The 18586-nt window shown below is 53.9% G+C and carries 28 protein-coding genes; 6 read left to right on the forward strand and 22 right to left on the reverse strand.

Annotated features, from left to right (window positions below):
* Positions 1 to 408 precede the first annotated feature (408 nt).
* On the forward strand, positions 409 to 1164 hold the full coding sequence (locus tag G5A07_RS03425) for a hypothetical protein (protein ID WP_262405814.1): 756 nt from the start codon (positions 409 to 411) through the stop codon (positions 1162 to 1164).
* 30 nt (positions 1165 to 1194) lie between these two features.
* On the opposite strand, the gene G5A07_RS03430 is transcribed toward G5A07_RS03425, so the two are convergent.
* The 11 genes from G5A07_RS03430 to G5A07_RS03480 all read right to left on the reverse strand — a co-directional run bounded on the left by G5A07_RS03430 (position 1195) and on the right by G5A07_RS03480 (position 6796).
* Positions 1195 to 1350 (reverse strand): hypothetical protein, encoded by a 156-nt coding sequence (locus G5A07_RS03430; protein ID WP_191862747.1) that lies wholly within the window; start codon positions 1348 to 1350, stop codon positions 1195 to 1197.
* A gap of 193 nt (positions 1351 to 1543) precedes the next feature.
* Positions 1544 to 1957: a hypothetical protein gene (locus G5A07_RS03435; RefSeq protein WP_191862749.1), complete on the reverse strand. Its 414-nt coding sequence runs from the start codon at positions 1955 to 1957 to the stop codon at positions 1544 to 1546.
* Between the two features lie 127 nt (positions 1958 to 2084).
* Positions 2085 to 2258 carry a hypothetical protein gene (locus tag G5A07_RS03440; protein WP_191862751.1) on the reverse strand — a complete coding sequence of 58 codons (174 nt, stop codon included), beginning with the start codon at positions 2256 to 2258 and terminating at the stop codon, positions 2085 to 2087.
* Between the two features lie 122 nt (positions 2259 to 2380).
* Positions 2381 to 2608 (reverse strand): hypothetical protein, encoded by a 228-nt coding sequence (locus G5A07_RS03445; RefSeq protein WP_191862752.1) that lies wholly within the window; start codon positions 2606 to 2608, stop codon positions 2381 to 2383.
* A gap of 134 nt (positions 2609 to 2742) precedes the next feature.
* The gene (locus G5A07_RS03450) at positions 2743 to 3027 is read right to left on the reverse strand and encodes a hypothetical protein (protein WP_191862754.1); all 285 of its coding nucleotides are present in this window, start codon (positions 3025 to 3027) and stop codon (positions 2743 to 2745) included.
* Positions 3028 to 3375 (reverse strand): hypothetical protein, encoded by a 348-nt coding sequence (locus G5A07_RS03455; RefSeq protein ID WP_191862756.1) that lies wholly within the window; start codon positions 3373 to 3375, stop codon positions 3028 to 3030.
* On the reverse strand, positions 3372 to 4079 hold the full coding sequence (locus G5A07_RS03460) for a hypothetical protein (RefSeq protein WP_191862758.1): 708 nt from the start codon (positions 4077 to 4079) through the stop codon (positions 3372 to 3374). The genes G5A07_RS03455 and G5A07_RS03460 overlap by 4 nt, the downstream gene beginning before the upstream one ends.
* 305 nt (positions 4080 to 4384) lie before the next feature.
* Entirely contained in the window at positions 4385 to 4819 is a 435-nt protein-coding gene (locus G5A07_RS03465) for a hypothetical protein (RefSeq protein ID WP_191862760.1), read from the reverse strand.
* A 72-nt stretch (positions 4820 to 4891) separates the two neighbouring features.
* On the reverse strand, positions 4892 to 5308 hold the full coding sequence (locus G5A07_RS03470) for an ankyrin repeat domain-containing protein (RefSeq protein ID WP_191862762.1): 417 nt from the start codon (positions 5306 to 5308) through the stop codon (positions 4892 to 4894).
* A gap of 162 nt (positions 5309 to 5470) precedes the next feature.
* Positions 5471 to 5989: a hypothetical protein gene (locus G5A07_RS03475; protein ID WP_191862763.1), complete on the reverse strand. Its 519-nt coding sequence runs from the start codon at positions 5987 to 5989 to the stop codon at positions 5471 to 5473.
* 207 nt (positions 5990 to 6196) lie between these two features.
* Positions 6197 to 6796 carry a hypothetical protein gene (locus tag G5A07_RS03480; RefSeq protein WP_191862765.1) on the reverse strand — a complete coding sequence of 200 codons (600 nt, stop codon included), beginning with the start codon at positions 6794 to 6796 and terminating at the stop codon, positions 6197 to 6199.
* 399 nt (positions 6797 to 7195) lie between these two features.
* Here G5A07_RS03480 and G5A07_RS03485 point away from each other — a divergent pair, with 399 nt between their 5' ends.
* Positions 7196 to 7708 (forward strand): hypothetical protein, encoded by a 513-nt coding sequence (locus G5A07_RS03485; protein ID WP_191862767.1) that lies wholly within the window; start codon positions 7196 to 7198, stop codon positions 7706 to 7708.
* A 9-nt stretch (positions 7709 to 7717) separates the two neighbouring features.
* On the opposite strand, the gene G5A07_RS03490 is transcribed toward G5A07_RS03485, so the two are convergent.
* Together G5A07_RS03490 and G5A07_RS03495 are read right to left on the reverse strand one after the other, a co-directional pair.
* Positions 7718 to 8518 carry a hypothetical protein gene (locus tag G5A07_RS03490; RefSeq protein ID WP_191862769.1) on the reverse strand — a complete coding sequence of 267 codons (801 nt, stop codon included), beginning with the start codon at positions 8516 to 8518 and terminating at the stop codon, positions 7718 to 7720.
* A complete protein-coding gene (locus tag G5A07_RS03495) occupies positions 8515 to 9321 on the reverse strand; it encodes a hypothetical protein (protein ID WP_262405815.1) in 807 nt (268 codons plus the stop codon). The genes G5A07_RS03490 and G5A07_RS03495 overlap by 4 nt, the downstream gene beginning before the upstream one ends.
* Before the next feature lie 200 nt (positions 9322 to 9521).
* On the opposite strand from G5A07_RS03495, the gene G5A07_RS03500 reads away from it, so the two are divergent.
* A complete protein-coding gene (locus G5A07_RS03500; protein ID WP_191862771.1) occupies positions 9522 to 9896 on the forward strand; it encodes a hypothetical protein in 375 nt (124 codons plus the stop codon).
* Between the two features lie 171 nt (positions 9897 to 10067).
* Positions 10068 to 10379: a hypothetical protein gene (locus G5A07_RS03505; protein WP_191862773.1), complete on the forward strand. Its 312-nt coding sequence runs from the start codon at positions 10068 to 10070 to the stop codon at positions 10377 to 10379.
* A 56-nt stretch (positions 10380 to 10435) separates the two neighbouring features.
* On the opposite strand, the gene G5A07_RS03510 is transcribed toward G5A07_RS03505, so the two are convergent.
* The 9 genes from G5A07_RS03510 to G5A07_RS03545 form a co-directional block, all read right to left on the reverse strand.
* Positions 10436 to 10981, reverse strand: a complete 546-nt coding sequence (locus G5A07_RS03510; RefSeq protein ID WP_191862775.1) for a hypothetical protein — start codon at positions 10979 to 10981, stop codon at positions 10436 to 10438.
* A gap of 1 nt (position 10982) precedes the next feature.
* Positions 10983 to 11795 (reverse strand): hypothetical protein, encoded by an 813-nt coding sequence (locus G5A07_RS03515; protein ID WP_191862776.1) that lies wholly within the window; start codon positions 11793 to 11795, stop codon positions 10983 to 10985.
* Between the two features lie 72 nt (positions 11796 to 11867).
* A complete protein-coding gene (locus G5A07_RS22560) occupies positions 11868 to 12401 on the reverse strand; it encodes a DUF4113 domain-containing protein (protein ID WP_316248766.1) in 534 nt (177 codons plus the stop codon).
* 155 nt (positions 12402 to 12556) lie between these two features.
* Positions 12557 to 13129, reverse strand: coding sequence for a hypothetical protein (locus tag G5A07_RS22565; protein ID WP_316248765.1), 573 nt, complete (start codon positions 13127 to 13129; stop codon positions 12557 to 12559).
* Positions 13129 to 13761, reverse strand: coding sequence for a hypothetical protein (locus G5A07_RS03525; protein WP_191862778.1), 633 nt, complete (start codon positions 13759 to 13761; stop codon positions 13129 to 13131). Before G5A07_RS03525 ends, G5A07_RS22565 begins: the two co-directional genes overlap by 1 nt.
* A 237-nt stretch (positions 13762 to 13998) precedes the next feature.
* Positions 13999 to 14280 (reverse strand): S24 family peptidase, encoded by a 282-nt coding sequence (locus G5A07_RS22405; protein ID WP_262405816.1) that lies wholly within the window; start codon positions 14278 to 14280, stop codon positions 13999 to 14001.
* A gap of 262 nt (positions 14281 to 14542) precedes the next feature.
* Positions 14543 to 15316 carry a hypothetical protein gene (locus G5A07_RS03535; protein WP_191862780.1) on the reverse strand — a complete coding sequence of 258 codons (774 nt, stop codon included), beginning with the start codon at positions 15314 to 15316 and terminating at the stop codon, positions 14543 to 14545.
* Between the two features lie 90 nt (positions 15317 to 15406).
* Positions 15407 to 16762, reverse strand: a complete 1356-nt coding sequence (locus G5A07_RS03540) for a hypothetical protein (protein WP_191862782.1) — start codon at positions 16760 to 16762, stop codon at positions 15407 to 15409.
* A gap of 8 nt (positions 16763 to 16770) precedes the next feature.
* A complete protein-coding gene (locus G5A07_RS03545) occupies positions 16771 to 17289 on the reverse strand; it encodes a hypothetical protein (protein WP_191862784.1) in 519 nt (172 codons plus the stop codon).
* A gap of 110 nt (positions 17290 to 17399) precedes the next feature.
* Between G5A07_RS03545 and G5A07_RS03550 the strand changes: the two genes are divergently transcribed.
* Complete coding sequence (locus G5A07_RS03550) at positions 17400 to 17894, forward strand: hypothetical protein (RefSeq protein ID WP_191862786.1); 495 nt, start codon at positions 17400 to 17402, stop codon at positions 17892 to 17894.
* Between the two features lie 56 nt (positions 17895 to 17950).
* Positions 17951 to 18436 carry a hypothetical protein gene (locus tag G5A07_RS03555; RefSeq protein ID WP_191862788.1) on the forward strand — a complete coding sequence of 162 codons (486 nt, stop codon included), beginning with the start codon at positions 17951 to 17953 and terminating at the stop codon, positions 18434 to 18436.
* Positions 18437 to 18586: the final 150 nt, after the last annotated feature.

Consider the following 18586-nt stretch of genomic DNA (forward strand, 5'->3'; position numbering starts at 1 on the left):
CTTCTCGCTTGATGCTGCCCTCGTCGTTTGGTGCTGCTTGTTATGAAGCTTTTGTTTTTTATTCGACTCACCCATCACTTCAAACAACAATGGATATTGACCAAATGGGGATTTCTGCTTATCTGATTGAACACTTCCCCAGTTAAAGGCACACCCATGCTTCCCCCAGAGCGCGCACAACTGCTCCTAGAGAAATCCAAACCCGCACGTTGCCGCGTCCCCAGGTATCAGCGGGCAACGGTCTTTGATTTGTGGAAAGGCGTTTGTGTGTACTGCGCTCGTCCACTGAACCGCGAACGTAAAGCCGCCTGGGGTGTGACTCACTTGATCCCAACGCACCTGGGTGGACCACAAGACATCTTCAACCGCGCACCCGCGTGCCGGTCGTGCCTGGAACGCTACGCCCGCGTGGATGTGTTGCACGTCCTTGAAAGCGGCGCGCTCGCCTTGGCGGATCACACCCACACCCAACGCATCATTGATCGGAGAGCGAACGCCTTGTTTCTGTCGGCGAACCACCTCACGCACGTCTCTCCGCGCTCTGGCATAAAGCCTGTGAGGAACAAACTTGCCCAGCGGTTCCAAAACGAGCGCACGCGTCTGCTGGTTTCCCAGAACAGTACTCACTGCCACATCGCCTTAGCCCAACACTCCGGCTCACCCTCGCGCGTCGGCGAGATCGCAGCGTTGCTTCGGGTGGGCTTTGGAGCCCAACTGGTCTTTGGCGATAGCAGTTCTGAGATGGTGGTGTTTGAAATGAGCGCAGACGATTTCAACTCCGCAGCCTGGGAGCTCATCGAAGAGAACGCTCTCTTGATTGTTGCGGGCGACAGGCCCCACCAGGCCGTCTCAGATGATTGGGTTCAGTTTTGGGATTGGACGTTCAATACCGTGCGCGCGAACCGTGCTCGATGCAGGCGAAGCCAAACACCTGCCCCTCGTCGCATCTTGGTCGCGCCACGGTCCCATAAGTCCTCCGCCCGTGCGGAACGCAAACGCTATGCAAACAAGCGCGCGACGGCAGCGCATCGCACTGCAAATCAACTCCATCTTGCAGATCTTCGGATGCTCAGCGGTGCGCTGACAGACCACAGACAGCGGGAGCGTCAGGTGGAGTCCGCGTTGCTTCAACTAATTAAGCACAACAAAAAAGGGACCGATTGACGGTCCCTTTTAACTGAACGGCGGCATATTTCACTCTTCGTCGCGTGAGTCCAAAAGTTCTTTGACGGCCACATAGAGATCTGAAAGCAGTGCGACATGCGCGTCAGTAATGTTCTCATACAACTCTCTGCGGTTCTCCGTGAGCATTTCTGTGGTGCGCTCGATCTGTTCGTATATTTTATCCATGCACGTTTTCTCCGATTTGGGCGACTGGAGCCGCGTCATAAATGTCAGGATAGTTGGGCTCAATGAAAGCCACATACAAAATTCCCGTGACAAAGCAAACAGTTGCCACCCACATGACAGCCAGTATTTGTTTTTTCTTTTTGTAGTACGTTTTGTTATTCATAGACACCTCTTTAGTTGTTAGTATGTTTAATTACGCTATAGCGCTACGCCTTTGGATGAAATACGTATCAGACGTATGGTAGTCAGCCTCAATATGCTGACGGATAGCAGGAGGCAATGAGTTGCGGTAGCGCATAAATATTGTCTGACCTGAGCCAGAAACAAATCCATGCGAATTGCGTCTGCGTGCGAATTCCTGCCCCAAACAGACACCGGCTTCAATCATTGCCCGGCAAATCTGATCATACGACTTCTTCTTGTCCTCTTCGGCCTCGCTGTAACGTTGGCAGGCCACAACGATAGGAAACAGATCTGTTCCTGCAATGCGGCGGTTGACCGCCTGCATGGCTTCAAGCACATCCCGAGCTGAGGCTTCCTTGAGTATTGAGCGAACGGCGGCAGCATTTCCGGCATCAATGGCGCTTAGCAGTTTTGATGGGCTCATATTATTTTCTCCTCATCTTGTCCAGCTGCCGGTTGCACAGATTGCTTTTGCGGCGCACCTTGCGCTCAATGCGCTCTTTTCTCAGCCAGTCCACCAAAGGCATGTAACTCCTGATCATTGGCCCACCTCACTTTGTGTAAGCCGACGAAACAATTGCTTCGGCTCGGTCAAACTGAGACGTCGATATTGTCGCCGCACCGAACAAACTGCCGACAATCAAAGAGAATACGTACAAGCCTGCGCAGACAATCAATCCAATTGCAGCCACCTTGATTGTTGTTTCATTGATATATTTTTCCATTGCGAACCTCCTTATGGTTGCTTATTAGAAATTGACCAGGGCATTGATTGCCGTGGATATGATTGAATAAAAACCGATTGCTGTAATTAAAGTTGCTAAAATCATTTTTATCTCCTTTGTGATTATGTATTCATTAAAGCAAACAATTTGCATTCGTCAATACCTATTTTGTATTTTTTACAAATTATTTTCCCAGCGAAAGCAGCACACCCCACTGCAAACAGAGCGGCACAGATAGAAATGGAGAAACTCATTCCCGTCACTTTCGAGTGGAACAAGGCTGTCAATTGGGCCATCAGGACCAAGAACAATGCATATATTGATACTTCCATCTTGGCGCTAGTGATCATTAGAACCTCCTTTATTGCTTGATGTAGACATATCGAGTGAAGCAAAGAATTTGCAATTATCAATACATAGCCCACAAAAAAGCCCAGCAAATGCCAGGCTCTTTCTATCGCAAACGCGGTTATTGCATTTCCAGTTACGCCAACACCCCACCCTCAAGCCGAACATTCAATTCTTGATATTCTTTCTTGCTGATTTGGCTTTTTTTGCGCAGGACATCAAGCAGCAACGCCGATCTTTTCCATGGCACAACTTTTGCAATCAGGCTCGCGGTGACAGGTAACACCACGCGGTACTTACGCGCCAGGGCGTCAATCTCTTGAACAATGCTGGGCCGCGCCGCAACAACCAACTCCACACACTCTTTTAGCGATGCTTTGTCGTACGTTCGCCCTTCCAGGTGATGTGCAAGATCCCACAATTAGGTTTCTGAGGGATTGATCAAGCCCAAATCACCGGCAAGCTTAGTCACGTCTTGGATGGTAATTTCGGCGTTGGTGATTGTATCAATGGCCGCCATTTTATCGGTCACCACCATCTGAGCGCCCACATTTGGTCGCTGTGAGTACCGGCGAATCCACAACGCTCGATACAGCAAAGATGGCTCAACGTGGTTGTTCACAAGCTCCTCGTCTACATTGTCTCCTTCGTAGACAATTCGGCTTTTGCTCAGATATGGGACGCCAAGCTCAACGGCAAGCCCTCCGTCAGGCTCAACCGTCACCGATTTAACGTCATGGAAATGCCTGAAATATCGAATGGATTTCATACCGCCCCCTTGTAGCGGGTGTGCAACGACTCCAAAAATGTCGCATTGCCTAACGCACTTTCGATGTAGTGTTGCACCAACTTGCTTGGCCGAATTTTTTCTTGAGCCGCCTGGAGCAGCAGTTGCGCGTATGCAAAGCGCTTGCCGTCAATGGTGGTCACCACCACCTTTTTTTCACCCGATGGCGTGCCACGGTTCGCGACGGGAACATTCTGCTTCAATCCGTCGTTGACGATCTCCACAATCAGCGTCTTCACTGGCATGTCCAGCTTTTCTGCCTGCAGCTTAAGCGCGTGCGCTGTTTCAACTCCGACCATCAAGCGGAACGAATGGGGAGGGTCCGCTTCAATCGGTATCGGGCGAGGAAAGCCCACCACCTGGGTGGCAACGGCGTACCGCATCAATTCGCAGGGCAACACCCCAAAGCTGTGAGCGAGCTCTTTGAACTCTTCCACCTCATCACTCTCGCCACACGGGGTTGCAATCCACACCCTCTTGGGAGCATTGGCAACGCGGTGCATTTGCCCGCAGTTCAAGCGATCAAACTCTGCGCGATCAAAGTGCGGTTCCTGAACGAACCCATCGATGGCTTGTTTGATGTATGCCCTTAATGGGACACCTAGCGAGCTCGCGAAGCCTTTCAGTGCGCTGCGCACCTGTTGCGTATCTTGGTAAATCGAATAGTTTGCTGCGTGTTTGGTCATTAACCCTCCATTTTGTTTGCCTTCAATCGTTGCTCAATGGTCATTAGTTTTTTCTTCCCGTATGTCGGCGCATCTTCATGTAGTCCAGGTTGATGCCGCCTTTGCACAAGTAGTCGTGCACTCCCTTGGGAAACCAGAACGTTTGCTCAGATACAGATATCCATTCGTAGTGGTATTTCCGCATAAGCCCCTCCTGAATTCGCGCACATATTGATCCAAACAGAGAATGCGCATTTGTCAATATCCATTCTCGGAAACAAAAAAAAAGCCCGCTTTCGCGGGCTTATATGTATGGGGTGCGTTTATTACAGATCGCCGTACGTCGGCTTGCCTTCCTTGATCAGCTTTACACCTGCTTCGCTTGCTTCAAAGTCGCGCAGAATGTCGGGCTTACGACCCTTGCCGCCGTACGCAAACGGGGTCTTCTTACCATCGTGCAAGAAGCGGTTGTGTTCGCGCGGCGCCTTCGGCGTGGCGCTACGGGTCTTAGAAGCACCCTTGATCTTCTTGGCGGGGCCAAAGAAGTTGCTCACCTGAGCCTTCTGTGCGTCGGTCAGGTACTCGGCAATGTTGGAAAGCGTTTCCAATGCTTCATTCAGAGCATCACCGGCAGAAGCGCGACGAGCTTCTTGGATGCGCAGACGATCCGCAGCCTGCTTTTCTTCCAGAGCCGCCAATTCCTTAGCAAGCTTCTCCTCCAACGCCTGGGCTTCTTTCCAACTCAAAGATTTATCGGTCATCTCAGCAATTCGTCTGTAAGGCCGCTATTGGCAATTCGATCATATCGCATGGGATTTCCATTGCCAAGCTTCCTACATCTTTCTTTTAGGGTGCGAAATGTCAGGCACAGAGCCTATTTCGATCCAGATCACACCCCGCTGCTCGTAGGCCTCAATGAGTTCACACAGATCCGAGCGGGCATTGAATTTAGCAGCATCTTTTGCGGTCATGCCGGATCCACACGGCAAGTCTGGGTTGGCTCCCAGGTCCAACAGCAGACGAACTATTGCGCGCTCCATTTCGTTGACATGACCGGTCACTTCATCCATTCGTGCAGCGCCCCAGACAAACGCGTGAAGTGGGGTCTCCCCCATTTCGCTGAGCGCATTGATGTCCCAACCTTGATCGATCAGAGCACGCACACCGTCCAGGTCACAGGCCTGCGCTGCGGCGTGTAAAGGCGTGTAGCCATAGATGTTGTAATACGGGGGAGCCCCTTGGTTCAGCATTTGGCATGCTCCACGTGATCTGCATTCAACCAAACACAGATCGATAACTTGTCAAGCCCCCCACGCAAGCACACGTCATTCCAGTTGTAAATCGAGATCGAAAAATTTCAACCACGAAAAATACCCCAATTGGGGGCCATTTTGAAAGAGTCAATCTAAGCATTACAACCTCGATGGCGGTGGACGACGACGCCGTGTCGAAGACGGATGGGACCAACCACTCAGAACATCATCGACTAAGTTGTAAGCCTTGTTTTGCTGGTCAGCGTCGCCTTCGATCTTCTGCTTTTCCTCTGCGCGCATGCGCACGTAGTCTCCGTCAAATTCTTCAAAGCGCGCTGGATCTGCCCACTTGCCTTTGAGCGCGTCAATTGCTTTACGAATGCTAGAGCGGTCCAAAATGACATCCGCAGCGATGTCGCGCAGAACCTCATTGCTGTGTTTTAGCTTACGCAACTCACTTTTCAAAGCCTCCGCTTCGCGAGCTTTTTCTTGCCCGTATTGAATGGCTTCCAGTTCATCGCGCATGCTCCTGCGCTCGCGCTTTTCATCCTGCTGATCTAGCTTAATTCTTCGAAGCTCGGCCTGCCCTTCCGCGAATTGCTTGTTTTTGTTTAACAGGTCGCTGGTGCTTTGGTCCGCGTCCCGACTGACTTGCCCCGCAATATTCACCAAGTTCATAAGTCCTCCTTTGTATATGGGTCAGCATCAAACAAACACGGATGCGAACTTTGTCAAGCTCATTGGAACGGCGTTCGACGTGCGCACAGCCCCACCCTCAAACAAAAGTGCTGGAACGATCTGCCTCGGAACGGCTATCGGCATGCATCGACCGCTGCACACCCTGCTAGCTAGCTCCCCTTTCGGTTGGGAGTCAAGCTCAGTGGGTTAAATTCCCGACAAATTTCGTCCGCCAAGTCGGCGCCCGAAGAAGTCCCCGCCGTTGCTAAACGTGGGGTCACCTTTTTCAATCCTTAACTTTTTACCACCTTCACCGCACTGCTTGTTCAGAAATTCATGAAAGGATTTAAGGTAATCCAACCTTTTTTGAGGCGACGCTAAACGATACTTCCAGGATCTGATAAGCCCTGATCGTTGTAGGTAGTACTCCTCCAAGCGTTCAGGTTCACACTCCAAACCAGTGATGACAACTGTTGAGCCGTACGGCAAGAACCATCGAGGATCGTTGTTTTGATGATGATTACCGGACCCATTGAAGTCGTACAGCACGTTTGGCGTCGAATAGTCATGCGCTTCGTACGGCAGGGGCACACTGATAAGCCCTTCCCATTTGCAATGCAACCTAGCACCACGCCCCCTGGGCCATGTATTGCCGACTGGCCCAAGCACGCCGCAGAAGTTCATCCCACCGTCGTAACCGATCTTGTTCGATCTGTATGACCCCGTAATGATCATTTCAGCAGCGGCACGAGCGTTGCAGATGTGATAAATGCTCTTGGAACCAATGTACGTCTTGTGTGAAGTCATGCGTCCACCCTGGCTTGATTCATTCATTAGTTCGAATTCTTCCCATACAAAGCCCGACTTTAATTTGATTTAGACCCTCATTGGCAGGCGACCGCTGACACCTATTGTTAATTATAACGCGACGTGTAGAATTCCCACCGCACACTTCAGAGATGAATATGCAATATCCCAATAGAAGGAAAAATAATGGATATCTATATAACTATCGTGGTAATAATTGCAATTTTAAGTCACACCCCAAACTCCAAGCTAAAAATTATTCTGAAATTACTTTTAAAGTTTGGTGGCCGCGACAAATGAGAATGGGCCGGTGCACGCACCGGCCTTATCTTTTACACCCCTTGCCAAATCATGATTACTGGTGTAATGAATCAGTGTATCCACATCAAAGGGGGCTTCATGAGCTACATCAAACAAACTGGCGACGTAATTGTTTCAAGCGGCGCCGACACTCAAAACCTGCTTGCAGATGAAGTCCAACGCAGCGCGGGCGTAACCGCTGTGATGATGATCAAGAACGATCAGCAGGACGAAAAGCTCAAGAGGTTGAAGGCTCGAAACGACCTGGACAACATCCAGAGATTGCAAGAAGCCCAGCGCGAAATCGCCAACCTTCGGTTACAGCTGGTGCAAATGCAAGCTCGTCATGACGTGATGCGTGACTTGGCGGCAGACATCTTGGTTGACCGCTCGTGCTGCACAGCCGCTGCACGTCAGTTGGGACAGAAGTGGGCTGGAACTGGTGAAGGTCAAGATATTGAGCGCGACTTTGAACAGTTCAGAGCAAATGAAAAGAACGCAATCAACTCCGACGTAGAGCGCCAGAAGAACGCTTATCGAATTGTGGATGAGGTGGCAAGTGGCTGGCTGCTTCCTGAGTCCACTCGCCGGCGCCGTCCGCCCAAGGAATGATGAATAGCGCTACTGGTCGAGCCAGCCTGGACGCCGGCAGAAGCGCCCGCGTCCGACAAGCTTATCCAACCGCGTAATTCTTTCATGTCTGTTGTGCCGGGGGGCGCGCCGCTTGAATTCGGCCAGTGCCTCCCGTGCCGCCTCAATGTCTCCCTGCCCCATGTACCACTCCACAATGTACGTAATGAACGATGTGTTGATTGGCTGGTACGCGTCCATATCCCGCAGCACCTCACCAAAACGTCCGGTCTCGGTCCGGTAGGGGTTGAGGGCGTATTGCATATTTTGGGCCGTGAGTGCGGCCTGGAAGATCACTGCAGCTGGCTTCTTGCTGCGCACGATCGGGTAATACGGGCGGATGGCGTCTTTTTTGTCGTTCTCTTCCTTGAGCGCCGCGTAATCCATGCCCCGGTGGAAGCTTGTTTGGTTGAGTAGCCGTTTGTTATAGGTCTCCAACATCTGTTCAAAAATGCTTTGGGCGTGGGCCTCCGACATGCCAACGGCCAACACCACCACGCGGTACTCACCGCCCAGCCGCTCACGAACAAACCATTCCCAGGCTACACCACCGTTCTTCTGCCACGCGAAGGCCCCACGACCGTAGCCGGCGTAGAACGGCACGCCCTCCGCGTCCACGTGCAGCCATGCGTAGTTCTTGTTGAAGTGGGGGCCGGCCATCCACTGCGTTTGCGTCACGCACGCGTCTTGGGAGTAGGACGCAAGCAAGGGAACATCCACGCTGATCTTGCTCACGCCGGACATCTTGGCCTGTGCAACCAATTCTTCCACGTCCACAAGCTTGAACGTCACTGATCGTTCCCCAGTTCGTACACCTTGAGGATGGTGCCGGTCTTGACATCAACTACGGCAACTTTGATCAAGCGCCCTTCAATGAAGTGCTGCTCGTTCTCGTAATGCGTCGGAAGATCAAAGGTCGGGTATTCCAGCTCGGTGTCCTGCGAAATGAGGGGCGGAACAACTTCATACTGGTAGATCTCCGTAAGGCGGCCTTTATGCGCGCGCGCATCGGCAGGCTCCATAGGAAGAATGGCCACAATCGACTCTTTGTCCACTGTCAAGCCAGGAACGTCAGACGCGGCATCGGTGAGCGCGTTGCGTGGCAGTGCAACTTGGTAGGTTGTTCGCTCAACCTTTGGGACGCGCGCGGTCACACCATAGGCGTTGGTTCCCATATACGAGCTTTCGCGTCGCCTCGTCTCTTTGCCGTAGATCGGTGCGTAGTAGCCACTGACACGATGCATCTTGGTGTACAGAGCCGTTACTTCGTACTGGCGTTTCTCAGCGTTGTACTTCCACCTGTCAACCAATGGGCTGATCACCATGCTGTCCGCGCACAGTTGTCCCGTGGCAATTGCCGCTTGGAGGCCAGCGACAGCGCTTTTGACACGCGTGGCGTGATCCGCAGCAGTCTCAAACTCGTCTTTGGCCGGTATCGAATTCAAGGCGTTGTACACCGCCACCATGTCGTGCCCGGCAAAATTGGTTGGGAGGGTTGCGCCCTCTTCCAGTGTGCACGGAGTGGTGAGCGGCAACGGCGCTGCCGACAGACTGCCACACCCCACAAGCGCGGCGATCGCGAAGATCCTTTTCATGTTTTCCCCTGTATGTACTTTTTGATCGTAAAACGTCGATGATAAGCCGGCCCTAGCCAGATCTTGCACCAATCAACCGGTCGGAACCCAGCCCCCCCTTTGTCGGATACACCCCAGCCGGCCAGGGAAGTAACCATTAGGGTTCAGAGGAACGACAGGCTGCGTGTAGCATGGCCGTTGAGCCACCATTACACACCGACATGAGCCTGATATCGACCGTTTTCCTGCTGGCCGTTGCTGGAATCCTTCCACAGCCGGCCCCTGTGGACGCCAAGGTGCTTGTCGCCGCCTACGCCCGTGACGCTGCCTCTGCCGACAGGCGCTACAAGGGCCAACGGCTGCGGGTCACTGGGGTGGTTGCCGAAGAGCCCGCCCTGTACCGCCGCTCCCCCTCCTTGGCCTTTAAGGGCACAGGGATCCACGACCGGCCCGTGGCTGTGCTGGACCCGGCACGCAAGGACGAACTGGCCGGTTTGCGCAGTGGGCGGTCGGTGACGCTGGATTGCCTGGGCAACGGACACGTCTCAGGCACGCCAATGTTGAAAAATTGCACGCTGGTTCATCCAGCCCGTTGACCACTGCCGCTTGGGTTGTGGGTTGGTCAGCCCCCATAGACTTAGTGGTGGCTTACTCAGGCGTGGTGAGAGCGGGAGAGTGCATCGTTCAGCTAACGGTCCGGCGAAGCTTGTCATCCGCAAAAATCTTTGCCTATATCTTTCTCGCCGCTCCGGCAAGAGAGTATTGAAATGGCCAAAAAGTTCCACGATATCGATGTGCGGATGATGCACACCACCAACCGCATTGCTGAAAACGTCAATGAGGGCGCCAGTCCCGACGCAATTGCGCTGCTGATTAACGTTCCGGGTGTCGATGGCACCTTCATCAACACGCTTTGCGCGCTCCGCGCGGCCAACGATCGAAAGGCTGCTTACACAAAGAAGCAATATAAGACGATGAGCCGCGTCACCAAGGAAGTTCGGGCGGAGAAGAAGGCCGAACCGGCTGAGGAACCGTCCCAGGAAGATCTGGATACCTTCAAAGTTACCTTTAAAGACTGAGGCGCGAAAAATGCATCACCTACGCCCGCTTATAGCGGGCTTTTTTATTGCCAGAACTATTGGACTCTGAGCTTTGAAAAAGCAATGAGCGCTGTTTCCGTGTCCAACAGTCGCGCTCGGTACTTGCGCCGTACTTGGTCAATCTGCTCTTTGGATATGTGCGCCGTGTACTGCTCCATCTTTCGCGTTATTTCGGCCATAACGCGCTCAAATTCATCTGCACCAATCCTGCCACTGATGGCATCCAAGTACACCTTGGAGCGGCTTTCGTAAAAAGCCCTGATTTGAGGTGAGTTCGTAGCTAATGGCACAAGCATTGCATTTGAAGTTCCTGCGACCTTCAAGACCCACTGCATGTCCCCCCTACTCTTCACGGCCGGGATGAGCTTAGTGTCCACGTGGGTGGATACAGCAAGCCCCAACGAAACCAACACAACCTCTTGCTCAAGAAGCGGTAGCTCTTTGACCCAGGCCGAGTTGACCGCCCAATTTTCGGAATTCTCCGGCTCGTACTCATCCGCATATGCACTTCGCAGACCGCACAGCACCAGCAACACCAACAGCACCCACTGATATCTGCTCACACTCACAGCGCTTTTCATTTTATTTCACCGATACCGACATTGGTTTTACAGCAAGAACTTTTCCATCCCGGCCATCTATCACACCAACAGCCACAAGATCTGCCAGTACCACAACCTTCTCAACGGCGATGCTCACAGGCGCGTCGATTGTCGCGGCATGGACATCCGTACCACGGGCAACAAATGGATCCCTGAGTCGATACTGATACACAATTGCTGCGTGCGGCTTCACATCGCGGGCAGCGTCTGACTCAATTGGAATAGACAAAGCTCTAGAGGGGAACGCGCTTTTGAAGCGGTGATACGGCAGCGACTTGTGTAGATCATTCATTTGATCTGTGGTGAAGCCAACCGACGCCGACTTACTTGTGGAGTTGATCCCCGCTACTTGGACCCCCATTGCGTTTGTCAGAACGCGATCATCCACAACTTGATCCCACTCATCGGACACAACATCCCGAACTGTTATTCGACCTACAGTGGACCGAAATATCCGCGTACCAGATGCCTCTTCCACATTTGCCCATAAAACTTGGGCATCGGCGTCGTAGTCGAACAACTTTTGGTCGGCGATTGGCGATACACACAATTGCCCGCCCTGCACTTGTGCCGGGAGAGTTGCAAGAAATGCCTTTACGTTCGCTGCGTGTTGCTCCGATGTCTGGAATTCATCCGTGGTCGGCGCCGCCTCCAGCAGTGCGGCAACTTCCAATGTGGGATGCGTCCCAACCACGGCCCCAACAGTCAACACGCATGGCGAAGCAAGCGGAGATGCACTCGCCCACAGATTGGCACACGCGGCCATTGCGGCAACACCAAAAATCCATTTCATAAAAAGCCCCTGTCGTGATCGTTCGCGCCTGTCTACATCTGTAAGCCAGACATCATGAGGCTAGGTGCCACCTCATCTGGCAACCAGTATCTCACTCCAACGTGTGGTAAACGAGGGCGACAGATGCTCCTGCCGCATGGCCCATGCGGGGGTACTGTCGGGCGCTGCACTGGACGACGCGAACGATACGCTGCCGCGCCCGAATTTGTGGTTGGCCGCGTCCAGTACCTTCATCAAGGCTTCGTTTTTGGGGTTGCGCGCTGGGGCAAACAGGTCCGCTTGCTGGATGTGTTCGGCGCTCAGATCCACCAGCCCTACCCCGGCCTTCTTCCATGCAACGTTGGGGCGGTACATCGCTGCTGTTGCTGCCTGTACCGCTTCCAAAATAATTCGGGTGTCGGATGTCGGCGCAACCAGACGGACGGTGCGAGATGGGTGGTATTGGGAGGTCTTCCCAAACGGGTTGGTGTGGAAGAACACCCACACCCCGTGCGCTTTGAGATGGCGGGCGCGCAACTTCTCGGCGGCACGCTGAGCGAAAGTGGCCACCGCTTGCGCCAGGTCGTCATGGCTTTCAATTTCCGTTCCAAAGGAGCGGGACACCATGATCTGCTGTCGCTCGGGCTCTTCCTCCTGCAGCTCGGCGCAGCGCACGCCGTTGAGTTCGGTTTGCGTACGGACCAGCACCACCCCGTAGCGGTCCTGGATGGCTCGCGGATCTATCTCCACCAGATCCGCTGCTGTGTGGATCCCCTCGGCCGTCAGGCGCGCAGCAAACTTCCTCCCAACGCCCCACACATCATTGATTGGGAACGCGCCCAGGTCTTTGCGGCGAACGTTCCACACCCCATGCGGTGTGCGCTTGGCAATCTTATTAGCCATTTTTGCCAACGTCTTTGTGGGTCCAATTCCCACACAACACGGCCCCCCCCCCATTGCAGGATCCGCGCACGCGCTTCAATGGCAACCGCCCGCCTCTCCTGGGCGCGGATCCCGTCAAAGGACACGAAGCTCTCATCGATCGAGTACACCTCCACCTGTGGAAACAGGTCGGTCAGGATCGTGGCGATGCGTCCGGAGATGTCGCCGTACAAGGCAAAGTTGGGTGAGCGAAACGCGATTTGCTTGCGGATGTGCGCGGGGATTTGGTGGATGGGTTGCCCTATGGTCACGCCCAGCGCTTTGGCTTCCTCGCTGCGGGCAATGGCGCACCCATCGTTGTTGGACATCACAACAACAGGAACCCCGCGCAACTTCGGGTCAAATACGCGCTCAACGGAACAGTAGAAGTTGTTCCCATCCACCAAGCCGATCAATGGTTGCGCAACAGACATCACATCCTTCTTTTGGGTTTAGGGGCGTCATCTTGCGTCAGGCCGGCATCGGCAAGTGCTTGGGTGATATTTGCAGCGTCACGCTCGGCGATACGGCGTTCGCCTTCATCGATTTCCGAATTGATATATGCGGCCATCTCCGACAATCCATGTTCCGTCGGACGCTCAACACTTACGCCCCACTCGATCAAATCAGAAATCAACCCAGGGCTGGGATTTGGGCAAAAGAATGTCTCTGGTGCTACAGGAGAACCGCCGTGGAAGTCGTAGCCATTCTTGTGCATGATCCGAAGAACATGGTGGACGGCTGACGCCCCATTCTCTAGCGGCGGGCGAGTCACTTGATTAAGCACTTTCACGTAGCTCACCTTACTCCGCCGCCGGATGATGGCTGCAATCACACTCTCAATTTCCGCAGGACATTTGCACCACGCAGACAATTCAAACAGAATTTCCTCGACGTAAAAACATTGATCCAAAAGCCCCGAATCGACCAACTCAATTGTCGTCTTGATGTCGAGATTAAATGCAGCATTGTGCAAGAATGCATCTCGTATAACTTCAAATCCAGCAACGCTTGCAGCGGCCTTAAGAATGCCCGATGCTGAATTATTGAAATGCGAGTTGTACATAACAGCGCTACCAAAGATGTCCCAGTCTTTTTTGGCTTGACCGACAAGAATAATTGAACTGCTCTTACACCGCACGCAACAACCAGAACAATCAAGAGTCGATCAATAAAATCGATCACAGAGATCAATGATTCAAGCGACTTCACATAAATATATGACTTAAACGATGAACAGACTCCCATATTGAACCCCTAATTTGCCTTTAATACGTTCAAGCAAACATGGATGCCAATATTGTCAAGCGTGGCGGGTAAACGACCACGTGACCACGCCCCACACATCCAATTCAATGTCGGGCGGTACGATGATGGGGGGGATATCTTCTGCGGACGAATGCAGTTCAAAACGGCCGCGCCGCTGAACCAACTTCTTTACAGTGAACCCGCCTTCCCAGTTCACCATCACGATGTCCCCGCTCCTGGGCGTGCGCGAGCGATCGACAATCAGGGTGTCCCCAGGCCGGATCCCAAAGCCCACCATCGAGGTTCCGGTATCGGCCTGGGCAAAGAAGGTGGCCACAGGGTTGGAGATGCAGTGCTAGTTGAGGTCCAGCCCGTCGCCGGCGCCGTAGAAGTCCTCTGCGGGGCTTGGGAAGCCACAGGTCACGCGTACCGGCAGAAGCGGTGAAGAAGCCGCAGCAGGCGCAGGGTGGGCGTTGACGGTAGACGGGCAAGCCATGGGTGCAGCCGGTGTCGATGGCCCGGTATCCTACACCCATCGTTAGCAGGATTACTAACGAAGTTGACTGAACGTCTTCACTTAGGCACGCCAGGAAGGTCGCCTACTCGGTGTCAAACAAACGCGTGCTGTAAGGCGTCTGGGCGCACAGCGCAGCAAACACTTTGACCATGATGTCCGCCAGCGACGGGTGGGAAACTGCCTTCTCATACGCAGCGTAGACGGCTTGGTCGTACTTCAACAGCAGATCCACATCCCCAGCGGCGACAGCTTTAATAGCGCGGGTGTACACGGCTTGGTCGAACCATAGAGCTTTGGCGTAGGCCACAAGCGTTTCTCGATTTCGCGTGGCTTGCCCCTCAAGCTTGTAGTTCACATTCATGTAGTCAGTCACCCCTTCAAACGACAACTCGTTGTTCAATATGTTCGTTACACGCTGCTTGCCTTGATTCAACTGCTCACTAGCTTGGAGCATGAGGGGCGGGTATCGGCCACTGGCGGTCTTAAAGTGTGTAGAGCGGAGCATGTCGTGAAATGCCGCTCCAACAATCCACTCATCAATTTCGCAGATCAATTTGTCGTCCGCACGCATGGATTGAGTTTTCAATTCAACAACCGTCTGATCCCCTGAAAGTTCACCGAAGGCCGTCCTCTTCGCCTGGAAAACACACCAAAGCTGGATGACTTCTTCGGCATGACGCGGCCCCTCGCGCAGCAAGCAGCGCCGCCACATCTGCGCACCTTGTTGATGAAGAAGATCCTGCTCCAAGTCCAGCGTTTGGTTCATCATTGAACGGCGCTGGATGTCGGCGGTTCGCGCGCGCGACCGCAACAAGAACAGCGACACCTGCGTATCCATATCGGGTGTGTGCGGCACTGCCATCTCCTTTTGAATTATTCAAAGCGTGATCCGACGCATGCATCCTACACGTATGCGGCTTTCGTACACCTGGTCAAGCCCAAAAACTCAACCGGTCGATGTTCCCGTCATTGTTTGGAACGCTCTTGGTACATCCGCACCGTCGTATGAACACAAGCGTTCCAGCGAAATCCGAAGCGTGATCCCGCACAACTGCTGAGCAACTTGGCGCATTTCCGCAAAGGACTTAAGCCGGTCCACGTGGTTGCCGTGGAGGATCTGAGACCGGCCCTTTTCGTAGATGTCATCAACCCATTTTTTCAGTGTCTTCGGCTCGGGCCACTTCGTGACGACCGCGTCGCTGTCCAAACCCAGTAGACAGCATACGGTCCGGCGAATTCCACTTGCTTTATCACCACCGGACAGAACGTCCAACGAAGCGCCAATCTTCGCGACAGCAACCGCGTCGTCAGGCTCGCGGCAACCTTCAGCAAACCAATGCAGCGCCATCGACCAACGCGCGCACAGTTGGGGGTGAGCAACATCGGGGGCAGTCAAAACGGCCCCTACAACTCGGGAAATGGACCCGCTTAGTTCACTGACGCGCTCCATAACAGCGCCAAATCGAGAGCCCCCAAGCATGGGCCTGAGCCTGGTGTTCCCGGATATATTGAGAAATCCATCCATCTCGCTGAGCGTGCGCGTCTCAAGCGGCTGCAAGCGGTCTTCAATAAGCCCCTGAATGACAAACGTATCTGGGGTCTCATGAAGCAGCGAGAGGATGTCTAAACAATTCTTTGCCGCGATATGGGCGAGCTTTCGTGAGAACTCCTGCTCAAAGCCCTCGATCGTCACTGCAACAACGGCGTTGCATGTGCCTAGCGACTCTTCGACGGCATCGAGCAAAAGGCTGGTACGTGCATCGGTTGGCCTTGCCGCGTCACCCTGCACTGCCAGCTTCCACGAAGGGTCGATCGAGTCATCCTCCGGACCCGAATAGATTTCAACGGTCTTCAACCAGTCGGATACAGACAGAACTCGGACCGGCCCAAGGAAGACAGGTCCTTTCCGCTCAAGTCCCGTGGTCCACGCCGGGAAGAAGTGGGTGACGGGATCGGCGGCCTCTTCTATTTTTGCTTCCAGCCGCTCAAGCAACTCACGCTTGGCTTTGCGAATTGCCGCTTTGTCCCCGCGCTGCAACAACCCGTCTGCATAAGCATGGGCCACAACCGGCCGAAGCATCTTGATCAGTTCCGCCACCTCGATCCGCACATCCGACGCGCGCCTGTTGCTGTGGATCATCCGGCCGATCCGGGACAGGCTCACCAGCGCTTGGCTGGAAAAATGGCATTGGCCTCCCCTTACAGTCACGAAGTTGGGGAACTCTCCCTCTGCGCTCCAATCGAAGTCCTTAGAGTTCACCCGCTGCAACTGAGCAATAAGCTGATCGATCTCGTCGTCCATCAGTGCCCTCACTCCGGCAAGCGTGTGCGGTACGGAGCAAGCTTCACGAAGCCGTCCTGATCCAAGCCCACAATTTTGGATGTGAGCGCGTACTGATTGAGATAGATCTTGACTGGGCGATCCTCGATCGTGGCCCACGGCCGCGCAACACCGTACGCAACCGCGTCCTTTTCACCGTCACTGCGGAACTCAAGCCGGTCGTGTCGGTAGTGCAGGCCCAGGACCTCGGTGTCGTCGCTGCTACCACAAGCCATGATCAACTCGCGCTCAGAACCGGCGCTGAGGGCTTTGAAATCGTCCAGAGCGAACGGTGGAAGTTCGTCAAACCACTTGACGCGGCGTTGCTCGCGGCTCAGAAGCACGCGATCGGCAACCGCGTCCATCACTTGCCTCAACGCGGCAATGTCCCTGCCCTGCTGCCCCGACTGTTCGCGCAGTTCACGGATCACCCGATCCCTGGACGCCACAACGTTGAACAGGACCACGAGCAAAAGCACCAGTACCACGATCCCCACGAAACCAGCCATAGAACCCCCTTCCTTGACGGTCCCAGTCTAGCTGCTTCGTGGTCGGGTGCGACGGAACCAAGGGATATGATGGCGGTCGGCATACCGAGCTTTTGGACAAGGACCGTGGAATGAGCATGGAAGACCTGACGGACCGGCAGTTGCTGGAACTCCATTGCACGGTCATGGAAACACTACGGGAACGAGGGGTGGTGCGCTCTTCCAACAACCCCGTGGCGGACTACACAGAGACGCTGGTGGCTCGCGCCCTCAACGCCACTCTGGCTGTGGGCTCCCAGGCTGGTTTTGACGCGGTTGGAAAAGACGGCACGCGCTATCAAATCAAGGGACGACGGCTTACCGCAGCCAACAAAAGCACGCAGTTGAGCGCACTGCGGAACTTGACGTCCAACCCTTTTGACCAACTTGCCGCCGTCGTCTACAACAGCACTCTGAATGTTGAGTACGCCGCCCTCATTCCGTTGGACGTGGTGGTGCATTTTGGTCGTTACCGTGCCCACACAAATGCACACACTCTGAATTTTCGACGCAGCCTATTGAACGAAGACGGCGTTATCGACATCACGAAGCTCATCGCTCAAACAGCGGCCGAGAAATCGGAATAGTCACCAGCCACCCATCCCATTCACGAAGCCAATGCAAATAGGACTTCGCACAGATCATGAAACACAGATTCACAAAGATCATCGAAAACAAAGCGCGATCGAAGCAGCCTGAACTGCACGACTACAGGCCTGTCTACACCATCCACATTACATACAAAGACAGCAAAACCCCGACGCCAGCATATTTCGTCTTCGTGTGCTTCTTAAACGCCGCAACGATGAGCGACGCCGCAGCAGAAGCAAGCGAACGCAACTTATCTGTACTCCAAGTATTGCTGCCCGTGTTCGATGCGATGTACCAAGACACCACCTACCGCCCGGCAACCATGGTCAACGCCATCTTGTACAGCATGGAAACGGGGATGGAACTGTATGAGGACTCAATTGAATTTGAGACTGTCCCGAGCGGTGCGCGCCGCACTGGCTTCATGGGCGCTTGCTATGGCCGAGAGTACATTCACATCATCTACAAATTGTTGCACACAGAAATCGAACGAATTCCCTCCACAGTCGTGGTAAGTGAGCTTCAAGGGCTGAGTTAGACCCGTATCTACAACCAAACCTGGCGGCTTCGTGGGCGGGCGCCACTCAGCCAGGGGATATGATGACGGTCTGCCGACCCCAAATATGGGCATTAAGCCTCGCAAGCGCTGACACTCTTTAGTCAAATCTCAAACCGAAAATCACCCTAC

This window comes from Stenotrophomonas sp. AS012628 (assembly GCF_010608305.1).
In the GTDB taxonomy this organism is placed as follows: Bacteria; Pseudomonadota; Gammaproteobacteria; order Xanthomonadales; family Xanthomonadaceae; genus Stenotrophomonas; species Stenotrophomonas geniculata.